The 22,668-nt window shown below is 50.9% G+C and carries 25 protein-coding genes; 13 read left to right on the top strand and 12 right to left on the bottom strand.

Annotated elements, in window-relative coordinates:
• Positions 1-43: 43 nt before the first annotated feature.
• Positions 44-226, bottom strand: a complete 183-nt coding sequence (locus tag DXV75_RS15355) for a helix-turn-helix domain-containing protein (RefSeq protein ID WP_115594305.1) — start codon at positions 224-226, stop codon at positions 44-46.
• A 214-nt stretch (positions 227-440) separates the two neighbouring features.
• Here DXV75_RS15355 and DXV75_RS15350 point away from each other — a divergent pair, with 214 nt between their 5' ends.
• Positions 441-1,049: a YhgN family NAAT transporter gene (locus DXV75_RS15350; protein WP_115594304.1), complete on the top strand. Its 609-nt coding sequence runs from the start codon at positions 441-443 to the stop codon at positions 1,047-1,049.
• Positions 1,046-1,627, top strand: a complete 582-nt coding sequence (locus DXV75_RS15345) for a YjaG family protein (RefSeq protein WP_115594303.1) — start codon at positions 1,046-1,048, stop codon at positions 1,625-1,627. Before DXV75_RS15350 ends, DXV75_RS15345 begins: the two co-directional genes overlap by 4 nt.
• On the opposite strand, the gene rsmD is transcribed toward DXV75_RS15345, so the two are convergent.
• Positions 1,620-2,219 carry a 16S rRNA (guanine(966)-N(2))-methyltransferase RsmD gene (gene rsmD / locus DXV75_RS15340; protein ID WP_115594302.1) on the bottom strand — a complete coding sequence of 200 codons (600 nt, stop codon included), beginning with the start codon at positions 2,217-2,219 and terminating at the stop codon, positions 1,620-1,622. The genes DXV75_RS15345 and rsmD overlap by 8 nt on opposite strands.
• Before the next feature lie 87 nt (positions 2,220-2,306).
• On the opposite strand from rsmD, the gene ftsY reads away from it, so the two are divergent.
• From ftsY to ftsX, 3 genes are read left to right on the top strand one after another with little or no spacing between them, the layout of a single operon-like run.
• Positions 2,307-3,575, top strand: coding sequence for a signal recognition particle-docking protein FtsY (ftsY, locus tag DXV75_RS15335; protein WP_115594301.1), 1,269 nt, complete (start codon positions 2,307-2,309; stop codon positions 3,573-3,575).
• Between the two features lie 39 nt (positions 3,576-3,614).
• The gene (ftsE, locus tag DXV75_RS15330; protein WP_115594300.1) at positions 3,615-4,304 is read left to right on the top strand and encodes a cell division ATP-binding protein FtsE; all 690 of its coding nucleotides are present in this window, start codon (positions 3,615-3,617) and stop codon (positions 4,302-4,304) included.
• Complete coding sequence (gene ftsX / locus DXV75_RS15325) at positions 4,301-5,281, top strand: permease-like cell division protein FtsX (RefSeq protein WP_115594299.1); 981 nt, start codon at positions 4,301-4,303, stop codon at positions 5,279-5,281. The genes ftsE and ftsX overlap by 4 nt, the downstream gene beginning before the upstream one ends.
• A gap of 29 nt (positions 5,282-5,310) precedes the next feature.
• Here ftsX and DXV75_RS15320 read toward each other — a convergent pair whose 3' ends face one another.
• Both DXV75_RS15320 and DXV75_RS15315 read right to left on the bottom strand, forming a co-directional pair.
• Positions 5,311-6,549: an EAL and HDOD domain-containing protein gene (locus DXV75_RS15320; protein WP_115594298.1), complete on the bottom strand. Its 1,239-nt coding sequence runs from the start codon at positions 6,547-6,549 to the stop codon at positions 5,311-5,313.
• Between the two features lie 173 nt (positions 6,550-6,722).
• The gene (locus DXV75_RS15315) at positions 6,723-7,973 is read right to left on the bottom strand and encodes an EAL and HDOD domain-containing protein (RefSeq protein ID WP_115594297.1); all 1,251 of its coding nucleotides are present in this window, start codon (positions 7,971-7,973) and stop codon (positions 6,723-6,725) included.
• A 362-nt stretch (positions 7,974-8,335) separates the two neighbouring features.
• Between DXV75_RS15315 and rpoH the strand changes: the two genes are divergently transcribed.
• Positions 8,336-9,190, top strand: a complete 855-nt coding sequence (rpoH, locus tag DXV75_RS15310) for an RNA polymerase sigma factor RpoH (protein ID WP_115594296.1) — start codon at positions 8,336-8,338, stop codon at positions 9,188-9,190.
• A 71-nt stretch (positions 9,191-9,261) separates the two neighbouring features.
• On the opposite strand, the gene DXV75_RS15305 is transcribed toward rpoH, so the two are convergent.
• The 3 genes from DXV75_RS15305 to pip all read right to left on the bottom strand — a co-directional run bounded on the left by DXV75_RS15305 (position 9,262) and on the right by pip (position 11,732).
• Positions 9,262-10,185 carry a bifunctional GNAT family N-acetyltransferase/hotdog fold thioesterase gene (locus DXV75_RS15305; RefSeq protein WP_115594295.1) on the bottom strand — a complete coding sequence of 308 codons (924 nt, stop codon included), beginning with the start codon at positions 10,183-10,185 and terminating at the stop codon, positions 9,262-9,264.
• Positions 10,186-10,323: 138 nt separating this feature from the next.
• Positions 10,324-10,761, bottom strand: a complete 438-nt coding sequence (gene dtd, locus DXV75_RS15300) for a D-aminoacyl-tRNA deacylase (RefSeq protein WP_115594294.1) — start codon at positions 10,759-10,761, stop codon at positions 10,324-10,326.
• Positions 10,758-11,732: a prolyl aminopeptidase gene (gene pip / locus DXV75_RS15295; RefSeq protein WP_115594293.1), complete on the bottom strand. Its 975-nt coding sequence runs from the start codon at positions 11,730-11,732 to the stop codon at positions 10,758-10,760. Before pip ends, dtd begins: the two co-directional genes overlap by 4 nt.
• A 153-nt stretch (positions 11,733-11,885) precedes the next feature.
• On the opposite strand from pip, the gene DXV75_RS15290 reads away from it, so the two are divergent.
• Positions 11,886-12,122: a hypothetical protein gene (locus DXV75_RS15290; protein WP_115594292.1), complete on the top strand. Its 237-nt coding sequence runs from the start codon at positions 11,886-11,888 to the stop codon at positions 12,120-12,122.
• Between the two features lies 1 nt (position 12,123).
• Positions 12,124-12,774, top strand: a complete 651-nt coding sequence (locus DXV75_RS15285; RefSeq protein ID WP_115594291.1) for a DUF2959 domain-containing protein — start codon at positions 12,124-12,126, stop codon at positions 12,772-12,774.
• A gap of 2 nt (positions 12,775-12,776) precedes the next feature.
• Here the strand turns inward: DXV75_RS15285 and DXV75_RS15280 are convergent, their stop codons facing one another.
• Both DXV75_RS15280 and metF read right to left on the bottom strand, forming a co-directional pair.
• Positions 12,777-13,658, bottom strand: a complete 882-nt coding sequence (locus DXV75_RS15280; protein WP_115594335.1) for a virulence factor BrkB family protein — start codon at positions 13,656-13,658, stop codon at positions 12,777-12,779.
• A 116-nt stretch (positions 13,659-13,774) separates the two neighbouring features.
• Positions 13,775-14,659 (bottom strand): methylenetetrahydrofolate reductase, encoded by an 885-nt coding sequence (metF, locus tag DXV75_RS15275; RefSeq protein WP_115594290.1) that lies wholly within the window; start codon positions 14,657-14,659, stop codon positions 13,775-13,777.
• Between the two features lie 148 nt (positions 14,660-14,807).
• Between metF and metJ the strand changes: the two genes are divergently transcribed.
• Positions 14,808-15,125, top strand: coding sequence for a met regulon transcriptional regulator MetJ (gene metJ / locus DXV75_RS15270; protein WP_115594289.1), 318 nt, complete (start codon positions 14,808-14,810; stop codon positions 15,123-15,125).
• A gap of 71 nt (positions 15,126-15,196) precedes the next feature.
• On the opposite strand, the gene DXV75_RS15265 is transcribed toward metJ, so the two are convergent.
• Together DXV75_RS15265 and rpmE are read right to left on the bottom strand one after the other, a co-directional pair.
• The gene (locus DXV75_RS15265) at positions 15,197-16,438 is read right to left on the bottom strand and encodes a malic enzyme-like NAD(P)-binding protein (protein ID WP_115594288.1); all 1,242 of its coding nucleotides are present in this window, start codon (positions 16,436-16,438) and stop codon (positions 15,197-15,199) included.
• Positions 16,439-16,879: 441 nt separating this feature from the next.
• Complete coding sequence (rpmE, locus tag DXV75_RS15260; protein ID WP_115594287.1) at positions 16,880-17,092, bottom strand: 50S ribosomal protein L31; 213 nt, start codon at positions 17,090-17,092, stop codon at positions 16,880-16,882.
• Positions 17,093-17,356: 264 nt separating this feature from the next.
• On the opposite strand from rpmE, the gene priA reads away from it, so the two are divergent.
• From priA to hslU, 4 genes are all read left to right on the top strand, one after another.
• Entirely contained in the window at positions 17,357-19,525 is a 2,169-nt protein-coding gene (gene priA, locus DXV75_RS15255) for a primosomal protein N' (protein ID WP_115594334.1), read from the top strand.
• Positions 19,526-19,642: 117 nt separating this feature from the next.
• On the top strand, positions 19,643-20,221 hold the full coding sequence (locus DXV75_RS15250; protein WP_115594286.1) for an SPOR domain-containing protein: 579 nt from the start codon (positions 19,643-19,645) through the stop codon (positions 20,219-20,221).
• 151 nt (positions 20,222-20,372) lie between these two features.
• Positions 20,373-20,897 (top strand): ATP-dependent protease subunit HslV, encoded by a 525-nt coding sequence (hslV, locus tag DXV75_RS15245; protein WP_115594285.1) that lies wholly within the window; start codon positions 20,373-20,375, stop codon positions 20,895-20,897.
• A gap of 57 nt (positions 20,898-20,954) precedes the next feature.
• The gene (gene hslU, locus DXV75_RS15240; RefSeq protein WP_115594284.1) at positions 20,955-22,283 is read left to right on the top strand and encodes an ATP-dependent protease ATPase subunit HslU; all 1,329 of its coding nucleotides are present in this window, start codon (positions 20,955-20,957) and stop codon (positions 22,281-22,283) included.
• Between the two features lie 116 nt (positions 22,284-22,399).
• Here the strand turns inward: hslU and DXV75_RS15235 are convergent, their stop codons facing one another.
• Positions 22,400-22,660, bottom strand: a complete 261-nt coding sequence (locus tag DXV75_RS15235; RefSeq protein ID WP_115594283.1) for a helix-turn-helix domain-containing protein — start codon at positions 22,658-22,660, stop codon at positions 22,400-22,402.
• Positions 22,661-22,668 lie beyond the last annotated feature (8 nt).

Genomic DNA, 22,668 nt, shown 5'->3' with positions numbered 1-22,668 from the left:
CTGAAACACGGGCTCCCTGTGTCCAAAGGGAGCCCCGGAAACTTCAAATGCCCCCTAGGCGTTCAGCGAGTTGTTTGTAACGTTCTACATCCTCGCGCTCGAACAGGGGGTTGCCAGCGGTGTCTTTTTGTCTGGCGACCAACAGGCTTTCCCGCGCCAGCCGTGTGACTCGAACATCCTGAATGGACAAAAATTCCGCTACTTCTTTCACCGTCATCAAAGTCATTATTATTATCCTTATTAAATTGTGGGAAAATCCAACCCCAACAACCTGTTATACTCTGAGCTTGAATGCCGTTCAATGGCAATGCCCGAATTGATAGTAGCGACTCCTGCTGCTTCGGGCAATCTTGTGAAAAAGCGGCCATAAATTTCGACGTGCTGGTTTTCAGGCGCAGTAACCTTTTGAATTGATTGAATCTAGGTAGGAGATAGAGCACATGGACACCTGGTCCGCTGCCGTTATGCTGTTCCTGATCATGGACCCGTTGGGTAATTTGCCGGTGTTCATGTCGGTGCTGAAAATGATCGAGCCGAAGCGGCGACGGATGATCCTGATTCGGGAACTGCTGTTTGCCGCGGGTATTTTATTTATTTTTCTGTTTAGTGGTCAGGCGGTGCTGGATTTTTTGAATGTTAAACAGGAAACCGTCAGTATTGCCGGCGGAATCATTCTGTTTCTGATTGCACTGAAAATGATTTTCCCTCAGGCAGGGAACCCGAGTGGGCTTGCGCTTGGTGAAGAGCCCTTTCTGGTGCCTCTGGCTATTCCTATGATTGCCGGGCCTTCGACCCTGGCAGCACTGATCCTGTTATCAAACCAGGATCCTGACAGAATGCTCGACTGGTCGATTGCCCTGGGCTCAGCCTGGCTCATCAGCTCGGTGATACTGATGTTTTCCGGCCTGTTTCATCGTTTGCTGGGCGAGCGGGGCCTGACGGCCATGGAAAGATTGATGGGCATGATCCTGGTGATGATTGCCATACAGATGTTTTTAGATGGCGTGAGCCAATATTTTGTACAAGCTACATCGGAGTCCGTCCTATGACTGGCAAAAAGTTAAATACCTTCGCTCGAGTCAGGGCGCTCAGTGGGTGGCAGGCAGTGGCGTTCAGCGCAGCCTTGTTGGAAAGAATGCTGCCGAATTATCAGTTGTTTTGTGAGTTGACCGAATTCGGTGACGCCAAGTTGTGTCGCGGTTGTCTGGATTTAGTCTGGGAGTCTGTGGTCGCACCGAAGAGCAAAATTAATTTTGCTCTTCAGCTGGAAAAGGTTGAGGAAGTCACTCCCGATACCGCCGATTTTGATTCGTTTGGGGTGTATCCCGCGATCGACGCCTGCATGGCACTCGCAGCGCTGGTTAATCTTATTCTGAAGGAAGATGAACAGGGCGCCGTGGTGGTCAGTAAACTGTCACAGGGAAGTGTAGAGGCGTATCTTCTGGCCAGCGAAGAGGCGGACGATGACAGCGTCAAACAGCATCCGCTGATGCAGTTTGAAGTGGCGATTCAAAACGAATTGCTGGACTGCGCCGAACGGGGCCGTAACCCGGCTGAAACCGCACGCGCGCTGAAAGCCATTGCGCTGGAAGAGGGTATTTCCAACATAGGTCTGGAAATTAGTTAACGGAACCGTCCCGCATTATCAGGCAGTAGCAAACCTGGCTGCTGCTTTTTTGACGCAAGATGCTGTAGCCGCCAGGTAATGAGGGCAATGGGAGAGCGGCTTCCTGTTCCAGGTAGATAAAACCGCCTGGCGTAACCAGCTCACGGCTTGTAATGCTGTCAAGTGTTGGAGCAACCAGGCCCATATGAAACGGAGGGTCGACGAATATGATTTCAAACGGCCCGCTCAGCTGAGGGAGTATGTTCAGGGCGTCACCGATGTGTACCTGACTATTGGCTTCCAATGTTTGCAGGTTGCGTTTCAGGTTTGTGGCGGCGGCCTTATCGAATTCAATGAAAGTGCAGTGTTCGGCGTAGCGCGAAAGTGCCTCTATTCCCAATCCGCCTGAGCCGGCAAACACATCCAGGCACCGGGCTCCGGCGATATCCTGCATCAGCCAGTTGAAAAGTGTTTCCTTGTTGCGATCAGTGGTGGGCCTTAGCCCCTCAACATCGGCTACCGGCAGTTTACGGCCTCGCCAGCGCCCTGAAATGACTCGGACACTGCCGTTTGGGGTGTTACGGGACTGGGGTGTTTTGCGCGCTCGCTTCATAGGGGCTGACAATGCTATCATGGCTGCCTACAATAGCCGGCCAGTGTAGCCGAATTTGCCGTGATTTAATAAGGATTTGTCCTAAACATGTCGAAACTTTTTGGCTGGTTCAACAAGAACAAGCAAACCGAAAAAGATCAACCGCAACAAGATCCCACGTATCCGTCCGAAGAACATCAGGCTGAAGCGGTTGAGTCGTCACAGCCGGGATCTACCCAGACTGCCGAAGTACAGGCCAGCAACGAACCCGTCCCGTCCGATTTTGTCCAGGTCGTTGATACACCTCCATCCGCTCAGCCCATCGAACAGTCAGCGCCTGAGCCTGAAACCACGCAGTCGTTTTGTGCGGTTGAGAGTACGGATGAAGATGTAACGGAAAACAACGAAGTGCCAGAGGCTGCGGTCAAAAAGTCGTTCTTCGGGCGACTGAAAGCCAGTCTTAGCCGAACGCGAGTGAATCTTGGCAGCGGTTTTGTCAGTTTATTCAAAGGTAAGGCCATTGACGATGAGCTATACGAGGAACTGGAAACCCAGTTGCTGGTAGCGGATGTGGGCATGGACACTACGCAGAAAATCATTCGCCAGTTAACTGAATCGGCGAAGCGCTCACAACTGAAAGATGCCGAAGCTTTGCTTGATATATTAAAGGAGCAGATGCGTGAAATGCTCACCGGTGTCGCCTGTCCGTTGTCTGAAGCCATGGCACGGCACGACCGGAGCGAAGGACCGTTCGTGATCCTGATGGTTGGTGTAAACGGCGTGGGTAAAACCACCACAATCGGTAAACTGGCCAAGCAGTTCCAGCAGCAGGGCAAGAAGGTAATGCTTGCTGCGGGCGATACCTTTCGTGCCGCTGCAGTCGAACAGCTGCAGGTTTGGGGGGAGCGCAATCAGATCCCGGTTATTGCCCAGCCCACCGGTTCAGACAGTGCGTCAGTTTTGTTTGATGCACTGCAATCGGCAAAATCTAAAGGTGTTGATGTTCTGATAGCGGATACGGCAGGACGTTTGCAAAATAAGGACAACCTGATGGAGGAATTGAAGAAGGTTGTTCGAGTGATGAAGAAAATCCTTCCCGATGCGCCTCATGAAGTCATGCTGACACTGGATGCGGGCACAGGGCAAAATGCCATCAGTCAGGCCAAATTGTTTAACCAGGCGGTAGGTCTGACCGGACTGACACTGACTAAACTGGATGGGACTGCAAAAGGCGGTGTGATCTTCTCTATTGCTGACCAGTTTGGTATACCTATCCGTTATATCGGTGTAGGGGAGGGGATCGATGACTTACGAACGTTTGATGGCGATGAGTTTATTGATGCCCTGTTTAGTGTCAGTGATGCTGAAACTGCCTGAACCAAACTGAAATGCCATTGATCGAAGCAGGATGAAACCATGATCAAATTTGAGCAGGTGAGTAAAACCTACCCGGGTGGACAGCGTGCACTGAGTAAGGTGAATTTTCACATCGAACCCGGTGAGATGGCGTTTCTGACCGGGCACTCGGGGGCCGGAAAAAGTACCCTGCTCAAACTGATTAGCATCATGGAGCGCCCGACGGTTGGGCGCGTCCTTATCAATGGGCATGACCTCAATACCATTACCCGTAGGCAAATTGCTTATATTCGCCGTGATATTGGCATGATATTTCAAAGCCATCAGTTATTGATGGACAAAACCGTGTTCGATAACGTGGCTTTACCGCTTGTTATTGAAGGCTATACCCACAAAGAGACCACCAAGCGGGTGCAGGCGGCGTTGGATATGGTGGGTTTACGGGAAAAAGCCCGCGCTCTTCCCATCATGCTGTCTGGCGGTGAGCAGCAGCGGGTAGGCATTGCCCGGGCTGTGGTCAATAAGCCCCCCTTGTTGCTGGCTGACGAGCCTACCGGAAATCTTGATCCTAAACTGTCGATGGAAATTATTCGCCTGTTCGAAGATTTTAACCAGGCTGGTGTATCTGTTTTCATTGCCACGCACGACCTGGGGCTGATAGCTCGCATGAAATACAGGACATTAACATTGCGCAACGGCCAGATGATCACGGATGGCCTGACGGAAGATTTCGGGGAGAACTGGTCGTGAGCCTGTTGTTCAAAGGTCGGCCGCAGGGCGCCAGTGACGTACGTATTGGTTTTGCGCAGTCGGTAAGCATGTTTTTTGTCAGTCACTTACGCCAGGCCCTGGGCAGTCTGGGCGAATTGTGGCGCCAACCTGCAGCATCCATCATGACGATTGCTGTTCTGGGGCTTAGTATTACCCTGCCCAGTACCTTGTACATACTGGTAAAAAATACCGAGAAAATCAGTGCCGGGTGGGAACAGGCATCGGAAATCTCACTGTTTCTGAAATCTTCAGTGTCTGAAGCCCAGTCGCAGCAATTGCTGACCCGTCTGGGTACCTGGCCAGAAATTGACAGTCTGACCTTCATACCCGCAGATGAGGCTTTGAAGGAGTTTCAGCATTTATCCGGTCTGGGTGACGCCATCGCGTATCTGGAGGCAAACCCGTTACCGGATGTGGTGCTGGTGACGCCAGTAGAAAAACACGCCACCCCACAGGCAGCCAGGTTGCTGCTTAATAAGCTTAAAGAGCAACGTGAAGTAGATATTGGCAAGCTGGATATAGAATGGCTCGAGCGTCTGTACGGGCTGCTGGATGTGGCCAGAGAACTGGTCACCCTGATTGGCAGTTTATTGTTTATTGCGGTGGTACTTATCATTGGCAACACCATACGCCTGAATATTCTTAACAAAAGGGATGAGATCCTGGTAATGAAGCTGGTGGGGGCCACCGATGCCTTTATTCATCGCCCATTTTTGTATACCGGCTTCTGGTACGGCTTGCTGGGGGGGCTGATAGCCTGGTTTGCGGTTATCCTGATTCTGTGGTGGATGGATTCCAGTATTCAGGCGTTTGCGGCTTTGTATCAAAAAGATTTCAATATTACCGGGCTAACCGGAGCAGCCCTGCTGACCATGCTTGCATTGTCTATCGCGCTTGGTCTGGTCGGTTCATTGATTTCAGTTCAGCGCCACGTCAGGGAAATTGAACCCAAGTAGTGCCATGGCGCTCAGAGCGGATTAGCGGATTAGCGGATTACGGGTTTGGGGAAGTGAGCTGAAATGGTACTTCGGACCCCATTGCCCCAGACGATGGCCTGATTATAAAGGCTGTGCAGGTGCTTTTGATCAATGCCCATGCTTTTTGACTGTTTGATCACATTCAGCCATAGCGCACCTTCAAATCCTCTCACCAGATTGGTGTACTGATTAAACTCAGGAGATCTGCCCATCAGTGCATCGTTGACTTCTTCATCCAGTGGTAATTGTTTGAGGATCTCCGACATTTCCCTGTCCAACAGGGCATCAAGCAGCGAAAACAGTCCAACCAGAAAGCCTACGGGAGGATCGACGCTCAACCTGCGCTCCTGCGCGAGCAGATCAAAAAATTTGGCTCGCACCAGCGACATATGGATAAGCTCCAGTGGTTTGTCGTCTCCCAGATTGGCCAGAGACAAAAGGGCAATAAACTTCTTGATTTCAACTTCACCCATGTAGTTGAGTGCGTGCTTGAGAGAGCTAATTTTATATCGCTTGTTGATGGTGGGGTTATTGATGAATTTCAGCAGCAGATAGCTTAATGCTGCATCCCGTTCAATGATTTGATTGATACGGTTCAGATCAAAACTGCTTTGGGAACTGGCACCGATCAACTCGACCAGGTTCATTTTGGAAGCGGGAAGCTGACGCTGGATCCTGGCTTCGGGTTGGGCAAAGAAATACCCCTGGAAAAAATCGAAGCCTAAATCCCGGCAGGTATTAAAATCCTGATAAGTATTCACCTGTTCGGCGACCAGTTTGATCCTTGAATTCAGAAAGCGCGGAATATTTTTTTCGATTTGTTCGTAACGGCCTTGGGAAACGTCGACTTTAACAATATCTATCAGCGGAAAGATGGGGTGTTTACCGCTTAACATCATAGGGTCATCAATAGCAAGCTTGAATCCCAACTGCTTGATGTATTCGCAGGCTTCGATCAGGCCAGACTGATTGGACGGGTTCTCTGCGAGTTCGACGACAACGGACTCCGGATTGAGAGTAGTGGGGAAGCGCGAAATCAAAGTGTCTGTATTAAAGGTGATGAACGACGTTTTGCCACCACTGATGTCATCCAGACCGAGCGGATGAAACCGTTGGGCTATTTGAGAGGCCTTTTCTTCATCATGCTCCGGATAACCGCCGGCGCTGCCATCACGAAATAACAGTTCATAGGCATAAACGTCCTTATACCTATCCAATATCGGCTCACGAGCTACAAATGCAAACATACGACCACTGAGTCCTCTAGATCTAACGCATCATCTTAACCGACAAATTTTCGATTAATGGCTTCCTGCCTGATTTTTCGGCAAATCACCCTGTTTGTGTATTTTTACCACTGTTGTCCTCTTTTTTTAAGAGGGATTCGGTGATTATACCTGTGTATGTAAAAATATTCCTGTTATTTCATTTCCGCTTCGGTATCGCTGGCAGAGGGCTCCACTGATGTACCCACAGAATTGGCCCAAATCACGGCCTGCTGATAGAAATGATGCAGCCTGCGTTGATTGAGTTGATGTTTGTTGGCCAGGATTCTTACTCCTTTCCAGTTTGCCTGCTCGATATGTTTCACCAGTTGCAGGCAATCCAACAGCACATTGGGTTCACCGCAAAGAGCTTCTTTCACTGCTTCACCGACAGGGACTTTGCTCATTAATTCCTGCATGGGGGTGGCCATAATGGCATCCAGCATAGAGAGCAACCCGGTTAAAAATCCGGTGGGTGGGTTTTCCTGTAAATTCAGTGCCAGCGAGACTTGTTCACAAAATTTTGCCCGCACCAATGACATTTGCAATAAAGCAGTTGAACTGTCATTACACAGGTTTGCCAGAGAAACCAGGGCAATAAATTTTTTAATTTCCACTTCGCCCATAAACGCCAGGGCATGCTTGAGCGAACCGATTTTGTGGCGCTTGTTTACCAGTGGATTATTGATAAACCGAAGCAGCAGATAGGTTAATGATACGTCCCGCTCCACTATGCGGTTGACTTGCTCATAATCCAGCGAACCTGAGCCGCTGATGGCAAGCAGTTCCAGCATGGTTAGTTGGGATGGGCCAAGTTTGCGATGGCGCACTACCTCAGGCCGGGCAAGAAAGTAGCCCTGGAAAAAATCAAACCCCAAAGATTTGTAGTACTCAAACTGCTGATGGGTCTCGATTTTTTCAGCAACCAATTGAATGTTGCGTGCCTTTAAAGCAGGAATTGTAGCTCGCAGTTGCTCTTCGCTGATGGTGGTGATGTCAAACTTCACAATGCTGACAAAGTCGAGGAATGGAGCCCACTTAGGCAGGGCATCGTAGTCGTCCAGTGCCAGTGAGTAGCCCATTTCGTAAATGTGTTTGCACGCTTCAATCAGTTGCTCGTCAACCTCTACGGTCTCAACAATCTCAATGACGACCTTGCCCGGGTGAAGTGAGGTTGGAAAGTGATTGATCAGGGTGTCGCGGTGAAAATTGATGAATGCAGGATGACTGCCTACTACTTCCTCCAAGCCAGCGGACAAGTGGCTGCCTGCCAGTATTTTTGATGTTGCCTCATCGGGGGAAATGTCTGGAAAACAGTTGTCTTCGCCGTTTCGAAAAAGAAGCTCATACGCATAGACTTCCTGGTTCGCGTCAAATATCGGTTGTCGCGCCACATATGCAAACATGGTGTCCTCACTGCACTGGTATAGGCCAGCAGTCCTGTGCTTCGCCTTACTGATTCGAGTTACTTTAACTGAATCTGAAAATAAGTGAAGGGCCCGCGGGTAATTGGCCTCCCTCGGCGAGCAGCGGTCATCTGCGACAAAGGGGCTGTCAAAGGCAACAGATTGTGGTATAGACTGGGGCTATTAGCGATTTGAACTTATAATCTGCCGGTGGCAATGAAACTTTTTATGCTGTTGCCGGTCTTGTATTTGAGACAAAGAACCCTATTTCCTAATTCCCGAAGCTGTATGACGCGGGAAAATGGACTCGAAAGGCACCGCGTTTTTTGTTAGACTGGGGTGCTTGGATAATTGAGGTGAATATGAGCAAAAACATGCATTCCATGGCACTTTCCGTACCACACAATGGTAGCATCGAAGGTTACATTCAGGCTGTCAGCTCTATCAATATGCTGAGCGCCGAGGAAGAGCGTGAACTGGCACTGCGTTTGCGGGAAGACGATGACATCGAAGCGGCGAGAAAGCTGGTTATGTCACACCTGCGCTTTGTGGTGCATATCGCCAAATCTTACTCCGGTTACGGTTTACCGCAGGCTGACCTGATTCAGGAAGGTAACATCGGTTTGATGAAAGCAGTAAAACGTTTTGACCCCTCCGTGGGCGTTCGTCTGGTGTCTTTTGCGGTTCATTGGATAAAAGCTGAAATTCACGAGTTTGTGCTCAAAAACTGGCGCATTGTGAAAGTTGCTACTACCAAAGCGCAGCGCAAACTGTTTTTCAATTTGCGCAAAGCGAAAAAGCGCCTTGGCTGGTTCACCCACGAGGAAGTGCAGACGGTGGCCGAAGAACTGGGTGTCAGCACCAAGGAAGTGCTGCAGATGGAAGCCCGCATGAGCAGCCAGGACCAGGCCTTTGATCTGAGTGCTGACGACGACGAAAGTGGAAGTTTTGCTCCGGTACAGTATCTGGAAGACAAAAGTGCCGACGTTGAGATGGACGTAATTAATAACGATTGGGATGCCAACGCCAGCAAGCGTTTGTACTCTGCAATCAAAACGCTCGACGAGCGCAGCCAGGACATTATAGAGACCCGCTGGTTGGCTGATAACAAAATTACCCTGCAGGATCTTGCTGATAAATACCAGGTATCTGCAGAGCGCGTACGCCAGATAGAAAAGAACGCCATGAAGAAACTTCAGGCGGCAATGACTGCGTAAGCGCAAAGTCAGCATGAAAAAAGCGCCATTTACGGCGCTTTTTTTGTGCTGGTTGTCCCATCCTGAACGGTTTAAGTGCGTTTTGCGTCGCTTGCTTCTTTGCCGGGCAGAATCCAGTAAACCCCTTTGAACTCGGCCACGGGGGTATCGTCATCGAGTATATTAACCTGCAGCGTTATTTTGCACTTCTTGTTACTTTCCAGGATAGAAAACTTGCCGCTCAGTGATTCAATGTTGCATTTGGCCCGTGGACGCATGGTGATGGGCTTGTGGTAATGAATGTCACCGTCACCAAGGACAATGTCGCCTTCAAGCTGCTTTTCTTTTAGCTGAAGGAAAATCATGCCCCATCCGGTTAAGGTGGCCAGTGAAAAAATACTGCCCGCGAACATGGTTCCGTGCACATTGATGTTCTTATTCAGTGAGGCGCGGGTTTCCAGAGTTTTACCGGTGTACTGGTGCAGTTTAATGCCCATGTGTTCGGTAATGGGGATGGTTTCGCTCCATGTCTTTTGCAACTCTGTGCACCATTTGGGATGCAGAACCAATGAGCTGAGGTCGGTGAGCTTCTTGACCATTTGCTGGCGTTTAAGCAAGCCAAGTTCGGTTGGGGCTTCCCGTTCAATCACGAAGCCACAGGACGAAAAAAAAGGAATGGAAATTTCCCGGCTGTTGGTGACTGCACGAATCGCTCCCTGGTCCCGTGCGACGGCCTCAAGGGCCCCGAGCATCATCTGGCCAAGGCCTCGACGATGGTAGGCGGAATGCACCGCAATGTGCCTGATTTGGGCCTCTTCAGCGGTGTTCATGTGGACCCGGCCACAGGCCACCACCTCGCCCTCGCTATTGACAATCATGCGATGCTCGGCAACCTGTTCGTACTCGTCTTTTTCTGAACCGGGCGGAAAGTTCCAGGGCTGACGCAGATACTGCCATCGAAACGCGAAGTACTTTTCAAACTCCTGATCGTTTTTTGGGGTGACGACTCTGAACACGGCAATCTAATTTGTATTATCAGGCAATACTCTCATTAGAACTCATGGCGAGGCGGCTCACAAGCCCTAAAGCAATTCTAGGAGTAAAAGGCCCTGTGCCGAAGGCACAATTGTTACCGGCGGAATGTAAGGTTCGGGCTAAACCTGAAAATGGAAGGTGACGGGGCCATCGTTAGTCAGCGCGACCTGCATATCCGCACCAAACTCACCGGTTGATACCTTTAGCCCCTTGCTTTTCAATTCTTCTACAAACGCCTGATAGATTTGCTGCCCGTGCTGAGGCGATGCGCCACGGGAGAAACCCGGGCGGTTGCCTTTTTGAGTGTCGGCTACAAGGGTAAACTGGGAAACCACCAGGATCTCACCACCAACCTGTTCAACGTTGAGGTTCATTTTGCCTTCCGCGTCACTGAATATTCGATACTGACTGATTTTGCGGGCCAGTTTTTCGATTTGTTCTGCTCCGTCATTTCTCTCCACGCCAAGTAGCAGCAGGATCCCATGACCAATTTCACTTATCTTTTCCGAGCTAACGGTGACACTTGCCTCCCGGACCCGCTGGATTAATCCAATCATGTGCTATTTTCCTCAATAAATCTGGCCATATCCCGTGTCGCCCGGCACAGAGCGTGTGCAATACCCGGTTCCGAGGTACTGTGACCACAGTCTGCAACGATCTGCAACTGGGCCGCGGGCCATCCACGGACAAGCGTATCTGCGCCTTCGAGTTTGCAGATCATATCGTAACGGCCATGAATGACGGTGGCAGGAATTGTAGCAATGCGGTGAATGTTGTCGAGTATGTAATTGTTTTCAATGAAACAACGATTTATCAGGTAATGGCACTCCAGTTTTGCCAGGCTGGTCATCAGTGGGACGGGATAATGGGCAGTAAATTCACCGGTGCCTGGGGGTAATACAAGCCGGGAGAGTCTTTCCTCCCAAAGATACCAGCGCTTGAGCGCTGCAACGCGGCTTAACTCACATTTCTGCCGGAATGCATTGTGGTAGTGCTGGCAGATGCTGTCGACGCTGGGGCTATCGATGCCCTGTATGAACTGGCGGTAATATTCAGGAAACATATGGGCAGCCCCCCCGTTGGGGCCAAGAAACCACTCCCGGTCTTCCTGACGACCAAGAAATACGCCCCTAAGTACCATGCCTCGCACTGTATGGGGATGTTGAATGGCTGATAACAGTGCCAGAGTTGCCCCCCATGAGCCCCCAAACAATACCCATTGCTCGATTCCCAGATGTTGACGTAGTCGCTGGATATCCTCAAGACTGTGGGCCGTTGTGTTGTTTGTGAGGCTGCCGAAAGGCTGGCTGCGACCGCAACCGCGTTGCTCGAACGCAATGATACGATAGCGGTTTGCATCAAAAAAGGATTTGTAATTGGGTGACAGCCCTGCACCGGGGCCGCCGTGCAAATACAAAACCGGGATACCGTCCGGAGCCCCGCTTTGTTCATAGTACAGCGAGTATCCGTCCTCGGTATCCAGATACCCGTTCATATAGCTGCTTGTATCCGGATAAAGTCGTTTCATTTTATTTCAGTACGTTGTGAATGACAGGGATTTGGTTTAGCTTTAACAATTATCTGCCGCGTTTCTGGTTAAACCTGATGGTTATACCTGATGCCAGTTTGGCTTCAATTTAACGCGCGTCAAATTAACTGCTACTAATGTGAGGAAGAATGTATGTCAGGTCAAGGATCCGGTGGGAATGTGATTGCTGCGATTTGTAATTTTTTTATCCCGGGGCTCGGGCAACTGGTGCAGGGGCGAATTCTCTCCGCACTGATGTTTTTTCTGATATGCGCCGTCTGTTACGGTCTGGCTGCAACGGTGATTTTCATCTTCCTGTGGCCGATTGGTGTGATTTTTCACATTTGGTCAATTATTGATGCCGCCCGCTATCGGGGGCCCGGATTCTGAAATGAAACAACACAACTGGATTGCAGCCAGCATTTTGGCGTTCGCCCTGACATTGGGCGGGTGCCAGTCTGCCTACTATGCAGCCTGGGAGCAGGTGGGCGTAGAAAAACGCGACATACTCGTTGACCGGGTTGAGGAAGCCAAGGAATCTCAGGAGGATGCTCAGGAGCAGTTCAGTTCGGCGCTGGAAGAGTTCAGTTCATTGATCAATTACGATGGTGGTGAGTTGGAGCGGGTCTACAACCGTCTGAACGATCAGTACGAAGACAGCCGTGCCGCTGCTGATGAGGTATCCTCCCGTATTGATAAAATTGAGAGTGTTGCAGAAGCTTTGTTTGAGGAGTGGAACGAAGAGTTAGAACAATACGACAGCGCAGAGTTAAAGCGGGCCAGTGCCGGGAAGCTTCGGGATACACAGGGGCGCTATAAGTCCCTGATTCAGACTATGCGCAAAGCGGAACACAGCATGGAACCGGTACTCAGGGCTTTTAATGACAATGTGCTGTATTTAAAGCATAACCTCAATGCCAACGCCATTGGTGCCTTGCAGGGGGAACTGTCGTCCATCGAAAACGATGTGCAAAGCCTAATCAGTGAAATGAACTCAGCAATTGCCGAATCAGACGCCTTCATTCAGGCAATGCAGAATTAGGCTTATTCTGTGGGCAGGTCCCGGGGGTCCTGTTCTGTTACCTGTTCGTCAAAGGCGTCTGCCAGGCTACAGGTAAATTCTGCTCCCAGCAGTACAATGATCCACGAAATATACACCCACAGAAACAGAATGGGGACCACTGCCAGTGCACCGTAAATGATCTGGTAGGACGGAAAGTTGGTGATGTAGAGCGCAAACCCTTTCTTGGTCACTTCGAACAGGATGGTTGCGAGCAGGGCTCCGGAGAGGGCCCGCGAGGCTCTCACATGGCGATTCGGAACCAGCATGTACAAAATAATAAACGCCGTAAAAGCGGTAAAACTGGGCACCAGCTTGAGCAGAAACGTGCCCAGCCCGGGGGTGTATTCTTCGGCAAATGTCGCTAGCCCGACCAGATAGGAACTGACTACCACACTCGAGCCCATCAGCAGGGGCCCAAGGGTTATGACCATCCAGTAAATGGCGAAGGTATACACGGCAGGGCGATCGCTGGGGGTACGCCAAATCCGGTTTAACGTCTTATCGACGTTGGAAATCAATAATAAAGCTACAAACAGCAACGACAGAATACCAATGGCACCCATTTCTGAGGCATTGCCGACAAAATCCCCGATGTACTGATGCACCACATCGCTGGCTGTAGGAACAAAATTGTTGAAAATGAAGTGCTCCAGTTTGCTGCGGGCTTGAGCAAATACGGGAAATGCAGACATGATGGTGAAGGTCACCATGATAAAGGGTACTAGCGACAACAGGGTGACGTAGGCAAGATGGCCTGCAGACACGGCAATGTTGTCGCTGCGGCAACGGGCAACAAACACCTTGCTGAACCTGCGAATGCGAGGCCAGGTTTGAGACCAGAGTTCCTTCCAGTTGATGTCCAACACCCGCGATTCCTTTTAACGATTACCCTTACTTTGTGCAAGTGTAACTGCTTGGCCTGGCAGGGCAAACGCTTTTTGCTGAAACGTTCCTTGTGGATGCAGGGTGCGCCGTGGTCTTACCCGGCGCGCAATCCCAGCATGTGGCAGATGGCGTAACTGAGTTCACTGCGGTTAAGGGTGTAAAAGTGGAAGTGTTTCACTCCTTCCTTGGCGAGCACTTTTACCATGTCCATGGCGATATTGGCACCGAGCAGGTTACGGGTAGTCTGGTCGTCAGCATCCAGCCCTTCAAACATCTTGTGCAACCAGCCCGGTACGTGCACATTGGTAAAGCCGGCAAATTTTAGCAATGTCTGGTAATTGGTGACCGGCAAAATGCCCGGAACGATGTCCAGATCGATGCCCGCTGCTGCAGCTCTGTCGCGAAAGCGCAGAAATACACTGGTATCGAAGAAGAACTGGGTGATGGCTTCGGATGCTCCCGCTTCCGCTTTGCGTTTGAGGTTGAGCAGGTCAAACTGCGCATTGGGTGCCTCCGGATGTTTTTCCGGGTAAGCCGCAACGGAAATATCGAAGTCAGCAACGTCCTTGAGTAATGCCACCAGATCGGAGGCGTACATTTCCGTTTTATCAACACCGGGTGGTAAGTCGCCACGCAGTGCCACGATTCTGCGGATACCTGAATCCCAGTAATCTTTTGCAATCTGTCTGAGCTCGTCACGGCTGGCGTCTACACAGGTCAGGTGAGGCGCCGCTGACACGCCAGTCTGCTGCTGGATACGCTTGACCACATCATGGGTGCGATCCCGCTCGCCGCTGTTGGCACCATAGGTTACTGACATGTAGGACGGTTTGAGCGGAGCCAGACGCTCCACAGATTTCCACAGGGTCTGCTCCATCTTTTCCGAGTTAGGCGGGAAGAATTCAAAGGAAACATCGATGTCACGCAGCTCTGATAAAGACTGATTCAGGGCGTCGATCCCTTGCGCGTAGGAAACCATGTATTACTCACTCTAATGGACGTTTAGACGTCTAAACTACGGAATATATGTCTAGACGTCAAGCGGTTTACACTGCTCAATTGACCTTTTCGCCACATTGTTTAGAATTTCTGTTTATAACTTAGGAAACAGTAGTCCGAGAAATCCAATGGCAGAATGGAACGGTAAGTACATACACCCTTACGCCGAGCACGGCAAAAAGAGTGAGCAGGTTAAGAAGGTTACGGTATCTATCCCGATCAATGTGCTCAAGGTACTCACCGATGAGCGTACCCGGAGACAGATCAATAACTTACGTCACGCCACTAATTCAGAGTTGCTGTGTGAAGCGTTTTTGCACGCCTTTACTGGCCAGCCACTGCCTAACGATGACGATTTACGCAAGGACAACCCGAATCGCATTCCAGCGCAAGCCCGCGAAATAATGCATGCGATGGGGATTGAAGCGGAGTCGGAGGAAGAGTAAAAAAATGGGCCTTCGGTATATTCGAACGAACGCGGGCTTCGGCCCGCGTTTGTATTCAGGTTTGCTGTCGGCTAACCGTATTGTGGTGGCAGACTCTCCAGGCGTGCCACACCCGAATCAATAGCAGCCTGTGCCACAGCTCGCGCAATGCGCTCGCACAAACGCGGATCCATCGGTTTGGGGATGATGTAATGCTTACCAAATTCCAGTGATGTGCAGTTGCTTGCTTTTAGTACCTGCTCAGGTACCGGCTCTTTTGAAATGGCCCGCAATGCTTCAACCGCAGCAACTTTCATTTCGTCGTTGATCGCTGTTGCCCGCACATCCAGTGCCCCTCTGAAAATGAACGGGAAACACAGTACATTGTTTACCTGATTGGGGTAATCGGAGCGGCCGGTTGCCATAATTAGATCGGAACGCACTTCATGTGCCAGCTCCGGTTTAATCTCCGGATCAGGGTTGGAGCAGGCAAACACAATCGGGTTATCAGCCATGAGTTTAAGTGTTTCTGGCGGTAATACATCAGGGCCGGAAACGCCAACAAAAATGTCTGCACCGTCCATCACATCTTCCAGTGTGCGTTTGTCGGTATTGTTGGCGAACAGCTTTTTGTGTTCGGTCAGGTCATCGCGGCGGGTGTGGATCACTCCTTTGCGGTCGAGCATATAAATGCGTTCACGCTGGGCACCGCATTTTATCAGCAACTCCATGCAAGCTACAGCAGCAGCACCGGCGCCCATGCACACTATTTTGGCTTTTTCTACCTGCTTGCCCTGAATCTCGAGCGCATTCAGCATGCCCGCTGCGGTAACAATGGCCGTGCCGTGCTGGTCATCATGAAACACCGGGATCTTGCAGCGTTTTATCAGTTCCTGCTCAATTTCAAAGCATTCCGGGGCTTTGATATCTTCCAGGTTGATGCCGCCGAATGTATCGGCGATGTTTGCTACGGTATTGATGAATTCTTCCGTTGTACGGTGTTTTACTTCAATGTCGATGGCATCCAGACCGGCAAAGCGTTTGAACAGCAGGGCTTTGCCCTCCATAACCGGCTTGGAAGCCAGCGGGCCCAGATTACCCAGGCCAAGAATGGCCGTGCCATTGCTGATAACCGCAACCATATTTCCTTTGGCGGTATAACGGTAGGCGGCATCAGGGTCTTCGGCAATCTCCCGGACCGGCTCTGCTACTCCAGGGCTGTATGCGAGCGCCAGGTCGTCGACACTGTCGGCGGGCTTGGACAGTTCAACACGTATTTTTCCCGGCGTGGGGTGGGCGTGATAGTCGAGGGCGCGTTGTCTTAAGTCTGACATTATTGCAAGTGTCCTTTATTGTGTAGGGTACATACGTCTGCGCTGCCAGCCTGACTGGGCCGAACAGACATCGGGTAAGGTCAGTTGAGCTTACCGGGGCATGCAGGCAGGAAAAAATCCAGGGCAGTTTTTTACTAACCTTAGCCCATACACACTGTACCATGCAGCATTCACCGAGCATATCTGATCAGGGGGACGCATCTTAGACCGTTCGGTTTTAAGTCATACACAACCGGCAGACGCACCGCCTGGGTGAGTACCTGTTGTCATTCGCTCTAACAAATAATGTAGCCATTCCAGTGCCGCTCATCTAACGCTGTATCGCAATGTTCATCATTTATAAGAGTTATGAGTGATGAAGGGGGTATAGCTGAAATGTATTTTGAGGCAGACACAAAAAAAGCGCCGAAAAGGCGCTTTTTTGACGAATCGGGACGAGGCTTATTTTTTGCCCAGTGCACCGAAACGCTTCTTGAAGCGGTCAACACGACCACCGGTGTCAACGTTACGTTGCTTACCAGTGTAGAACGGGTGACAGCTTGAACATACGTCCAAATTGATGTCTTTGCCCATGGTTGAGCGCACTTTGATTTCGTTACCGCAAGAACATGATGCAGTAATTTCGTTGTATTCCGGGTGGATACCTTGTTTCATGGATTACCTCAAAAAAATAAGGCCGTATCGCTATCCAGCCCGAAGCTGAACACCATACGCAACTTAAGTTCAATGCAAGTCCGGTTTCCGGCCTTGCCGTAAAGAGGCGCGCATATTAATGTATGATGCCTTTCCGATCAAGGGCTTTGTGGTGATTATTTGAGCATGGTTTGCGCACAGATGGCTGTTGTGTCCGAACAGCGTTCCCCGGCTTAAACAGAGACTTTGGGCTCAATTAACAATGTGGTATTGAATCAAAACAGTATGGTACTGACAGACGTAGCCGTTCCCGTTCCGCTTCGACAATCTTTTACCTACCGGGCTCCCATTAAATTGCAGCCGGGGGTAAGGGTGTTGGTGCCATTTGGAAATCGCCGCCTGGTTGGCATTGTGGTAGGAGAGGCGTCGGCAGTGCAAGCATCGGGCAAGCTCAAAGACATTGCTGAAATTCTTGATGAACATCCGGTACTGAACGGCACCCTTCTAAGGCTGGGGCTGTGGCTGTCACAATATTATCACCATCCTGTGGGCGAGGTGCTGCATACCATGTTACCGGTAAAACTGCGCCAGGGGGTGCCCTGTGAACCTGAACCGGAAACCTGCTATCGGTTGAACTGCGAGCTGGCCGAACAACGTACAGCGCTAAAGCGGGCTCACAGACAACTCGCCTGTCTGGAGCATCTGCGCGACGGCGCTCAAAATGCAGTGCAACTCAAAGCCAGTTTTTCCCCGGCAGTGATTAATGCCTTGCTTGAAAAACAGCTTATTGTTGCGTTTGATAAGGCTGTTGAGCCGCAGGACTGGCAACAGAATCTCAATCCAAATGGCCAACCTGTTCCGGATAGCGAACAGGCGCTGGCTATTACCGCCATAAACCAGTCGGCCAATCGTTTTGCTCCTTTTTTGCTGGAAGGCGTGACCGGAAGTGGCAAAACGGAAGTGTACCTGCAAGCCATTGAACCGGTTCTCAAGTCGGGCAAACAGGTGCTCATTCTGGTGCCGGAAATCGGCCTCACTCCACAAACGGTGAACCGGTTTCGAAACCGGTTTGGCATCGAAGTGGGAGTGCTGCATTCTCAGCTTAGTGACAGTGCTCGTCTCAGAGTCTGGCAGCAGGCAAAAGATGGAGAGCTTGGAATTATTATTGGGACCCGCTCAGCGATATTCACGCCATTGTGCCGGCCGGGCATGCTGATTGTGGATGAAGAGCATGATGAGTCGTTCAAGCAACAGGACGGGTTGCGCTATCACGCCCGTGATCTGGCGGTAAGGCGTGCGCAGGCTGAGAATTTACCGCTGGTGCTGGGTTCTGCGACGCCCTCGCTGGAATCCCTCAACAATGCGTTGACCAAAAGGTACGGGCACCTGCAACTTACCAGGCGTGCAGGCGGAGCTCAGACCACGAGACAGCATATACTCGATATTCGTGACCAGCCTATTAATTATGGCCTTGCGGAGGGAATGCTGACAGTGATGCGCCAGCATCTGGAGCAGGGCAACCAAGTACTGGTGTTTGTGAACCGTCGGGGGTATGCGCCAGCATTATTGTGCCACCATTGTGGCGATACCGTTACCTGCCAGAGATGTGAACGACCGTTTACTGTGCACCGTGCTCACCAGCGGCTGCATTGCCACCACTGTGGTGCGGTAAAACCAGTCCCCCGGCAGTGTGGTCATTGCCATAGTAACGAACTGGTCACCGCCGGAGTTGGCACTGAGCAACTGGAGCAGGGGCTGAGCCGGTTGTTCCCCAATGCGCCGCAAGTGCGCATTGACAGTGATTCGGTGAGAGGCAAGGACAAGCTGGATGGTATTCTGGAGGCCATCAACCAGCAGAAATTCCAGCTGTTGATAGGGACACAGATCCTTTCTAAGGGCCATCACTTTCCCCACGTTACCCTGGTAGTGGTGGTGGATTGCGATGGGGCGCTTTTTAGTGCGGACTTTCGTGCGGCTGAAAAGCTTGCGCAACTGGTAACCCAACTGGCAGGCCGTGCTGGAAGAGCCAGCAAGCCCGGGGAGATGTGGCTGCAGACACACAATCCCCAGCATCCCTTGTTGCAGGATCTGGTCAATAACGGGTATGCTCATTTTGCCCGTCACGGTTTGCTTGAGCGGCAGTGTTCAGGTCTGCCCCCATTTCAGTCCCAGGTTGCTTTTCGGGCCGAGGCCATTCAGGCAGAGCAGGCCTATGATTTCCTGTGCCAAGTGCGGAGTCTGACCGATGGCGAAGCTGAGGTGCAGCGCCTGGGGCCCATGCCCTCATTGCTGGAAAAGCGCCAGGGACGATTCCGTTTTATATTAATATTGCAATCCGGTCAACGCGGGCCTTTGCATCGTTTACTGCATCGGTGTCTGCCTGCTGTCACAGCTCTGCCACTGGCAGCTCGAGTGCGCTGGTCGGTCGATGTGGACCCGACGGATTTTAGCTAGCTGGAGTGTTAAAGATGCTTCGTTGCTGAAAGAGTAAGCAGCAATTTGCGAGTGTTCCGGTTACACTTGGCAGCGCAAAAATCCGATTAGTATTCAAATGGGAATGAGTGCCCGTATATGGCTCAACGTGATTATGTTTCTCGTGGTCGTGCGCCACAAAATAAAAATAAAAGAAAGCCACAGACTAAGTCCAGACAATCGCCACGGAACACAGGGCCGGCCCGGCCTCCCGTTCCGTGGATGAGGTTAGTGGTTGTATTGTTGCTGGCATCGGGCCTGGGATACTTTTTGTGGTCGATTAATGGGGCTTCCAGGACACAGGCGGATGCCCCAGCGTCCATTACTCAGGCGCCGCAGCAGGAAGAATTACCTGAACTGCCTGAAGAGGAGTGGGAATACATCAAAACTCTGCCGGGTTACGAGGTGGAAGTGGAAGTGGAAGAACTGGAGCAGTCTGACAAGCGCTATCTGTTGCAATGTGCTTCGTTCCGAACTCGTGCGCAGGCCGATGAAATGAAAGCCAAAATTGCTTTCCAGGGTCTGGAAGCACAGATCCGCCTGAGTTCAGGAACCAGCGGTGACTGGTTCAGGGTGATCCTGGGGCCATTCGACTCCAAACGCGACGCAGAACGAGCCAAACATACACTGCGCAAGGTGAACATCTCTGATTGCCAAATCTGGTATTGGAATCTCTAAACCTCAATCCGGGTTTCACTAAACCGGAGGCAAATTGGCATTTACGCGGGGCTTGAAAATCCCGCATGCCCCCCCACTTTAGCTTCATCGAATTTAATTTAGCCCCGGGCAACGGCTTGCCCGGGCTGTTACCCATAATCGGGAGAGTTCTGTGACAACTATCGTATCGGTGAGAAGAAACAATCAGGTGGTCATGGCAGGTGACGGCCAGGTTTCCCTGGGCAATACTGTAATGAAGGGCAACGCAAAAAAGGTTCGTCGTCTTTATCACAACAAAGTCATAGCCGGATTTGCCGGCGGCACGGCGGATGCGTTTACTTTGTTTGAGCGTTTTGAAAGTAAGCTTGAAGCGCATCAGGGGCATCTTACCCGGGCTGCTGTGGAACTGGCCAAAGACTGGCGAACCGATCGTATGTTACGAAGGCTCGAAGCACTGCTGGCAGTGGCAGACGAAACCGCATCTTTCATAATTACTGGCAACGGTGATGTGGTACAACCGGAACAGGATCTGATCGCTATTGGTTCCGGCGGACCGTACGCCCAGGCTGCCGCCACAGCACTGCTGAATAACACCGAACTTTCTGCCCGTGAGATTGCCGAAAAGAGTCTTAGTATTGCCGGTGACATCTGTGTATTCACCAACCATAACCAGACCGTAGAAGTGTTGGATTATTAATTTGGGCTCAGGCCCGGGTAGGGGCTTTTCCGTACCCAGTTTACAAAAGGGTTTTCCATGTCTGAAATGACACCAAGAGAAATTGTTCATGAGCTGGACCGCCATATTATCGGTCAACAGGACGCAAAACGTGCGGTTTCCATTGCATTGCGTAATCGCTGGCGGCGTATGCAACTTCCCGAAGAGTTGCGTCAGGAAGTGACTCCCAAGAACATCCTGATGATCGGCCCAACGGGCGTGGGTAAAACTGAAATTGCCCGCCGGCTGGCCAAGCTCGCCAATGCGCCTTTTATCAAGGTGGAAGCAACAAAATTTACCGAAGTGGGCTATGTCGGTAAAGAGGTTGAATCAATCATCCGTGATCTGGCTGACATCGCTGTCAAAATGACCAAAGAGCGGGAGATGGCCAAAGTTAAGTATCGGGCAGAAGAAGCGGCGGAAGAGCGTATTCTGGATGCACTTATCCCACCGCCGGAAAATGTCTGGGGACAAAAGGAAGAAGTGGAGGACCGGGGAACCCGTCAGAATTTTCGCAAGAAGCTGCGGGAAGGTGATTTGGACGACAAGGAAATTGAAATAGATGTGTCGTTACCGCAGGTTGGTGTAGAGATTATGGCACCTCCTGGTATGGAAGACATGACCAACCAGTTGCAGAGCATGTTTCAGAATTTGTCCGGCTCACAGAAAAAGAAGAAAAAGCTCAAGATCAAAGACGCCAAGAAGCTGCTGGTTGAAGAAGAGGCTGCCCGGCTGGTAAACCAGGAAGATCTGAAAGATAAAGCCATCGAGTCGGTTGAGCAGCACGGCATTGTGTTTATCGACGAAATCGACAAGATTTGCAAGCGTGAGGGCAACACCTCTGCCGATGTGTCCCGGGAGGGTGTGCAACGGGATTTGCTGCCTCTGGTTGAAGGTTCTACCGTTAGCACCAAACACGGAATGGTAAAAACCGATCACATTCTGTTTATTGCTTCTGGGGCTTTCCAGATGAGCAAGCCTTCGGATCTGATCCCGGAACTGCAGGGCCGTTTACCCATTCGGGTGGAACTGGCTGCATTAGAAGTGGCTGACTTTAAACGCATTTTGACGGAGCCCAATGCCTCGTTGACGGAGCAGTATCGAGCGTTAATGGCCACCGAAGGTGTGTCTGTTGAGTTTACTGAATCCGGTATCCAACGGATTGCAGAAGCGGCCTGGCAGGTCAATGAGCGCACGGAGAATATTGGTGCCCGGCGTTTGCATACGGTTTTGGAGCGCTTGATGGAAGAGATTTCCTTCAGCGCCTCGGAAAAACAGGGCGAATCCTTTGTTATTGACGATAACTACGTTAACAGCCATCTTGAGTCACTGGTTGAAAACGAAGATCTCAGTCGCTTTATTCTCTAGTTCTTAACAAGAAGATGGCCGCAGTTAGCGGCCATTTTTTTGGCTATCACAGTGTCACTTTCCGGCTTCAGGCTGGCATTCCCGCGGCATAGTCCTGTGTAATCCAGGTCAGCCCGTTATCTGTTCATAAATGCTGTCAGCGCAGGCTCGTACAGGTGCCGGAAATACACCGCCATCAGGCTTGCCCGGTTACGAATTTCCAGTTTCCGGTAAATATTGGCGCAGTGAAATTTTACCGTTCTTTCGCTGATAAACAGCTGGTTGGCAATTGACTTGTTGGGCAGCCCTTCCAGAATCTTGTGGGTAACCTGAAGTTCCCGCTTTGAAAGTTGAGCCACTTTTTGTTCCAGACTGCAGTTGCTTTTGGTGATTTCCATATGTTGCT

Source organism: Alteromonas aestuariivivens (assembly GCF_003367475.1).
GTDB classification, from domain to species: Bacteria; Pseudomonadota; Gammaproteobacteria; order Enterobacterales; family Alteromonadaceae; genus Alteromonas; species Alteromonas aestuariivivens.
The sequence above is the reverse complement of the archived record's forward strand: the minus strand, read 5'-3'. Positions and strand labels throughout refer to the sequence as shown.

Coding starts and splice junctions, on each gene's coding strand:
- DXV75_RS15355 (WP_115594305.1), bottom strand. CDS start 226: ATGACTTTGATGACGGTGAAAGAAGTAGCGGAATTTTTGTCCATTCAG.
- DXV75_RS15350 (WP_115594304.1), top strand. CDS start 441: ATGGACACCTGGTCCGCTGCCGTTATGCTGTTCCTGATCATGGACCCG.
- DXV75_RS15345 (WP_115594303.1), top strand. CDS start 1,046: ATGACTGGCAAAAAGTTAAATACCTTCGCTCGAGTCAGGGCGCTCAGT.
- rsmD (WP_115594302.1), bottom strand. CDS start 2,219: ATGAAGCGAGCGCGCAAAACACCCCAGTCCCGTAACACCCCAAACGGC.
- ftsY (WP_115594301.1), top strand. CDS start 2,307: ATGTCGAAACTTTTTGGCTGGTTCAACAAGAACAAGCAAACCGAAAAA.
- ftsE (WP_115594300.1), top strand. CDS start 3,615: ATGATCAAATTTGAGCAGGTGAGTAAAACCTACCCGGGTGGACAGCGT.
- DXV75_RS15320 (WP_115594298.1), bottom strand. CDS start 6,549: ATGTTTGCATTTGTAGCTCGTGAGCCGATATTGGATAGGTATAAGGAC.
- DXV75_RS15315 (WP_115594297.1), bottom strand. CDS start 7,973: ATGTTTGCATATGTGGCGCGACAACCGATATTTGACGCGAACCAGGAA.
- rpoH (WP_115594296.1), top strand. CDS start 8,336: ATGAGCAAAAACATGCATTCCATGGCACTTTCCGTACCACACAATGGT.
- dtd (WP_115594294.1), bottom strand. CDS start 10,761: ATGATTGGATTAATCCAGCGGGTCCGGGAGGCAAGTGTCACCGTTAGC.
- pip (WP_115594293.1), bottom strand. CDS start 11,732: ATGAAACGACTTTATCCGGATACAAGCAGCTATATGAACGGGTATCTG.
- DXV75_RS15290 (WP_115594292.1), top strand. CDS start 11,886: ATGTCAGGTCAAGGATCCGGTGGGAATGTGATTGCTGCGATTTGTAAT.
- DXV75_RS15285 (WP_115594291.1), top strand. CDS start 12,124: ATGAAACAACACAACTGGATTGCAGCCAGCATTTTGGCGTTCGCCCTG.
- metF (WP_115594290.1), bottom strand. CDS start 14,659: ATGGTTTCCTACGCGCAAGGGATCGACGCCCTGAATCAGTCTTTATCA.
- metJ (WP_115594289.1), top strand. CDS start 14,808: ATGGCAGAATGGAACGGTAAGTACATACACCCTTACGCCGAGCACGGC.
- DXV75_RS15265 (WP_115594288.1), bottom strand. CDS start 16,438: ATGTCAGACTTAAGACAACGCGCCCTCGACTATCACGCCCACCCCACG.
- rpmE (WP_115594287.1), bottom strand. CDS start 17,092: ATGAAACAAGGTATCCACCCGGAATACAACGAAATTACTGCATCATGT.
- priA (WP_115594334.1), top strand. CDS start 17,357: ATGGTACTGACAGACGTAGCCGTTCCCGTTCCGCTTCGACAATCTTTT.
- DXV75_RS15250 (WP_115594286.1), top strand. CDS start 19,643: ATGGCTCAACGTGATTATGTTTCTCGTGGTCGTGCGCCACAAAATAAA.
- hslU (WP_115594284.1), top strand. CDS start 20,955: ATGTCTGAAATGACACCAAGAGAAATTGTTCATGAGCTGGACCGCCAT.
- DXV75_RS15235 (WP_115594283.1), bottom strand. CDS start 22,660: ATGGAAATCACCAAAAGCAACTGCAGTCTGGAACAAAAAGTGGCTCAA.